We start from the raw sequence: 4,951 nt of genomic DNA on the forward strand, positions 1-4,951 counted from the left end.
GACGTGAGTCACGCGTCCCTGCCACCCCATAACGGGGTGTCTGGACGGAGGAGTCCACCCCAGCAGCCAGCTGGGCACTACCTCCAAGCCCGGCCCTTCAAGGCCGGGTCAAGTTGACGGCGAGCAGGTTCGTGACCCACGGAGTTGCCTCGGTCGGGGCAGTGGCCGAGGCGCGCAACGACGTCTTCCTTCGCCTCAATATTGCTCTTGGCCTGGCCTGCGCGTTTCACTCGCCGCCAGCGTCCGGATCCTGATCGGAAACGCGAAAGTGCCCTCCGAGCTGGGAAGATGAGGCTTGTCGAAGGCCTCTGTCTCAACAGCAGGAAGGCACTTTCTGCGTGCACACTACCGGGTCGCGCTCTAAGCTCCTCGTCTCGTGAAGGCTCAGCTTCCGGTGAGGGTGATGGCCAGGTCCGTGATGTTCAGTGGGAACTGGCCGACGGAGGTGGCCTCACCGGTGAGGAGATTGATGCTGTAAAGGGACGGCGTGCTCGAGCTGTACGGGGTGAGCGAGGCGAAGGCAGTATTCGAGGTTGCCTTGCCATTGGTCAGGATACTGAAGATGTCCAAACCTGCGTCGGGGCCCGCATTGATGGTGAGGGAGCCGGTCGGGGACAGGGTGCCGTTGTTGGCAGGGGCCTGGATGACGACCTGGTCCGCTCTTGTGTCAATATCGAACAGTGTTGTCGCGGACGCCCCGTTCAGGTCGTTGTTCGTGTAGGCGGCCGCGGTGACGCCCCTGGTCGGCCCGGTGGCCGGCGGGGTGGTCAGGATGGCGTCCTCGACCGTGGTGTGGTCATTGAGGTTGTGCCGCAGGTTCTGGCCGTTGTCGCTGATCACGCGGAGCCGGTCGGCCGCCGGATTGAAGTCGATGTCGAAGGTGGTGCCGTACAGGGCCACGTTGAGCTGGGAGACCTTGGTGACGACCACGTCCGTGGTGGTCGGCGGGGTCTTGATCGTGTAGATGCCGCCCTTGTCGCCGACGCCATACATCAGGCCGTCCTGGACCCGGTAGTCGATCCCGATCAGCTTCTGGTCGCCGACGAGTCCGGTCACGACCCTGACCCAGTCGAGCACGGTCGGCCGGTCGGTGGTGAACGTGGCCATCAGGGTGCCGTCGCCGGTGATCCCGAACGCCCGAAGGCCGGGGGCGGCGGGGGCGGCGGCTGAGGCGGCCGAGCCGGCGCCCGGCATGCTCAGCATGAGCGTTGTGGAGATGGACATGACGGCGATGGCCGCAGCCATTCTCTTTCTGACCCCTGTCCTCACTCTTGTTTCAACTCCTGCCTTCACTGGTGTTTCCCTCCCGTCTGAACGCAAGTGAGTGCATGCCGTGTGCATGCGAAGTAGGGGAAGTGACTCCAAGAATGATTCGCCGACTTATTTCTGGAGTGCAGCATGGCGATCGCTGCGGTGCTTCCCCAGGCTCGGGCATGTGCTTCCCATTAAGTCCCACGCCCCCAGGACCTACAAGCGGATAGAACGTCAAAAGCGCCCCAGTGCGGGAACTTTGCACAGTGTGTCAAAGTCTCCGCCGGTACATCCGTCATCGATTCACGCGGAGTGATGAACGTCGTCCGGTTTTCGACTGCCGAACGCTCCCTACGAAGGACATGCTCCCGTCCATGGGGAGTCTCTTCGCAGAGCTGGCCCGGCAGGCGCCGGCCAACGCGCGCCGGGAAGTCGAGGCGTATGTACGCGAGATTCCGGAGCTCGGGCTCCTGGACGCGAACCCCCGGGACAGGGCTGAAACGCTGGAGTACGCGGTGTGGCTCAGACGCCGCACGAACGAACTGGCCCCGAGCAGCAGCGAGCTGACCCAGGACGACCTCGGCTACATCGCATCGATGGGCGAAGCACGGGCCGAGGCAGGAATGTCGCTGGAGTCACGGCAGCAGATTCTGCGACTGCATACCGCGCTCATGCTGCGCGAGATCAACGAGGCGACCGACGCCCAGCGCGGCGGTGGTGTCGACGAACTCATGCGGATGATGAACTGGTTCGCCCCGCAGGGCGTGCGCGGCGTCGGCGCCTACTGCCAGGGATTCGTGAGGGTGCTGCGCCGCCGCCTGCCGTACGTCGAGCAGGCCGCCCTGCTGGCCGAGTCGATTCTGGTGGGAGACCCCGTGGCGGCCGAACTCGCCCAGGTCATGGGCATGGAACTGCCCGAGCACTGCGCCGTGACGGTGATCCGGGTGCCGGACCGCCCCGTTGGCGATCGTGCCCTGGAAAGCGAGATCGAAGCGCTGGTGAAGGCGCACCATGTGCCGCTCGTGTGGTATCCACAGGGCGGAGGCAGAGGCGGTGAGCTGATCGCCCTGGTTCCCCTGGTTCGCGGCGCCGCCGACACTGCACAGCTGCACGCACCCGACCCCACATCCGATCTCGTACGGGACTTCGCCGAAGCCGTCGGTCGCCCCTGTGCCGCCGGCACCGCAACCGCACCGGCGTCCGAGCTCGCCGAAGCCCTCGACCGGGCCCGGCGGATCAGCCGGGCGGCCCCGCTGCGGCCGGCGTCCCCGCAGCTGCGGCCGCACACTCTCGCGGACGTCTTCGTCGAACTCGCGGTCGCGGACGTGCCGTCCGCCGATGATTGGCTCCAGGCGGTGGCCCAGCGCCTGTCATCCGGCCCGGATCTCCTCGTCACGCTCGACGCGTACTACCGCTGCGACATGAGCCGCAGTGCTGCGGCGGCCGAACTCAACGTCCACCCGCGTACCCTGGACTACCGTCTCCGCCGGGTACAGAAGCTCACCGGCATCAACCCGGGCTCGACGCAGGGCGTGCGGATCCTCAGCGCGGTGGTCGCACGGCGTCAATCGGGAGCGTGGCACTGAACCGGGAGCGCGTCCTGGAGCCGGTGGAACATCAGCCGGCCCAGCGTCCGCTCCACCGCCCACCTGCGCGGCAGTGCGGTCCCAAGCCGGAAGACGCCGGCCCCCTGGTCAGGCACGCTCCGTAGTGGTCCACGAGCATGCGACCGAGACCGGCTGCGGCCACGCCGGCAAGGCCGGGGCGCGCCTGACTTGGGCGAACGTGCCCTTCGCAGGCGATAACTGAGGGTTCACCATGTGGGATGCCCCGGGCTGACGTTTGCGTGCCGTGCGGGCACCCGTGATGTGGGCACGGGCCGTCATCAACTGGTGATACGGCGTCAGTGCACCGTCATCTCTCTGGACACGAGCGTCTCTGAATGGAACGCTCACTACAGAGCGCGGGCCGCACCCGCTCTGCCGGGCCCTTGCTGCCCTCCGGCCTGCCTCGCTGCTCCTCGCAACGCATCGGCCCTGGACGGCCGATTTCCTCGTACGAGCCAGCGATCGCGCACAAGCAAGAAGTCCTCGCAAAAGACAGCGACCTCGCACGCCCAGATTCTTTGCCCAGAGGAGTTCACCGGATGAGGTTCAGCACCCCATCGGCGGCACTCGCCGCCGTCATCGCCGTGTCGGCGCCCCTGGCCGTTCCCGCCTCCAGCGCCGCCGCGTCCGAGGCCACCGGACCGGCGGAGTTTACCGTGAACACGACATCGGACGAGGTGGACGCGGACGCGTCGGACGGCCGGTGCCGCACCGCCTCAGGCGCGTGCAGCCTGCGCGCCGCCGTGATGGCCGCCAACGCCCAGCCGGGCAGTACGATCACTCTGCCTCCCGGCCGTTACCGGCTGACCATCCCGCCCAACCCCCGGCTGATCAACGGCGACCACCCCGACCCGACCACGGGCGACCTGAACGTCGCCGCCCCCATCACGATCAAGGGCGCCGGGGCGCGAACCACCGTCATCGACGCCAACCATGTGGACCGGGCCTTCCGCATGCAGGCGGACTCCCAGCTGTCTGATCTGACGATCACCGGGGGAGTGGCCAAGGAGCGCGAACTGCCCATCACCGACACCGGCGGTGGCGCCATCGCCAACGGACACCACATGACGCTGCGACGGGTCGCCGTGACCGGGAACTCGGCCGGTTACGGCGGCGGCATCTTCAACATCCCGGACTCCCACCTGGATCTGATCGACAGCACCGTCAGCGGGAACGTCGCGGGAGAGGCCGGCGGCATCAGGTTCGACGAGACCGGCAGCGTGACCAACTCGACCATCGCGAACAACCGTGTGACGAACCCCGGCGACCGCCCCGGCAGCCTCGCCGGGTACGGCGGAGGCATCGACATCCGCGGCCGGGGGCCCGTGGAGATCCTCAACTCGACCATCATCGGCAACAGTTCCAGCGACGGCGGTGGCGGGATCAACATCGCCCCGGCCTACCTCGACAGCCTGCCCGCGCCGATCCCCGACATCATCGACCTGCCCCTGGGGAGAATGACCCTGCGCAACTCCATCGTCGCGGGCAACACCGTTGCCGGCGCGCCCGCCAACTGCAAGAAGGCCTTCGCCGCCATCGAGTCGCAAGGCCACAACCTCGACGGCGACGGCAGTTGCCGGCTCACCGGCCCGGGCGATCTGCCCAGCCGTGCCGCGCTGACCGGACCGCTCGCCGACAACGGCGGCCCCACCGACACCGCCGCGTTGCTGCCCGGCAGCCCCGCCCTGGACGCGGCAGACGGCTGCCCGGCCATCGATCAGCGCGGTGTGGTCCGCCCTCAGGGCGCCGCCTGCGACATCGGCGCCTACGAGCACACGCCATGACGGCCTCTCCCCGCACCCGCATCCGTACCCGCATCGGCATCAGGAGCGATTGGTGATGCGATCTCCGATCCTGCACCGCATCCTGTCCCACCGCCGGCGCCGCACCCGGTCCGACGGTCCGGGCACCATCTTGTCCCACCGACCGGGCCGCACTCTCGTCCGGGCCATGACCGCCGTCGCGGCCCTGTCGTTATCACTCATCCCGCTCCCGTCCCCGGCTTCGGCCGGGGACGGGAGCGACCCCCTGGTCGTGCGCACCTCCGACGGCTGGGTGCGCGGCGCCGTGAGCCGTGACGGCGGGCGGGTCTT

The 4,951-nt window shown here is 68.0% G+C and carries 4 protein-coding genes; 3 read left to right on the forward strand and 1 reads right to left on the reverse strand.

The window, feature by feature from the left end; all coding sequences use genetic code 11:
* Positions 1-384 precede the first annotated feature (384 nt).
* Positions 385-1,224, reverse strand: a complete 840-nt coding sequence (locus F7R91_RS38930) for a DUF4394 domain-containing protein (RefSeq protein WP_191971836.1) — start codon at positions 1,222-1,224, stop codon at positions 385-387.
* Positions 1,225-1,625: 401 nt separating this feature from the next.
* Between F7R91_RS38930 and F7R91_RS38935 the strand changes: the two genes are divergently transcribed.
* The 3 genes from F7R91_RS38935 to F7R91_RS43405 all read left to right on the forward strand — a co-directional run.
* Positions 1,626-2,837 carry a PucR family transcriptional regulator gene (locus tag F7R91_RS38935; protein WP_150958236.1) on the forward strand — a complete coding sequence of 404 codons (1,212 nt, stop codon included), beginning with the start codon at positions 1,626-1,628 and terminating at the stop codon, positions 2,835-2,837.
* A gap of 560 nt (positions 2,838-3,397) precedes the next feature.
* Positions 3,398-4,642 carry a CSLREA domain-containing protein gene (locus F7R91_RS38940; RefSeq protein ID WP_150958237.1) on the forward strand — a complete coding sequence of 415 codons (1,245 nt, stop codon included), beginning with the start codon at positions 3,398-3,400 and terminating at the stop codon, positions 4,640-4,642.
* Positions 4,643-4,697: 55 nt separating this feature from the next.
* Positions 4,698-4,951: hypothetical protein (locus F7R91_RS43405; protein WP_225321050.1), on the forward strand; the 254-nt coding region annotated here is incomplete at its 3' end.

Source organism: Streptomyces luteolifulvus, assembly GCF_008806595.1.
GTDB lineage: Bacteria > Actinomycetota > Actinomycetes > Streptomycetales > Streptomycetaceae > Streptomyces > Streptomyces luteolifulvus.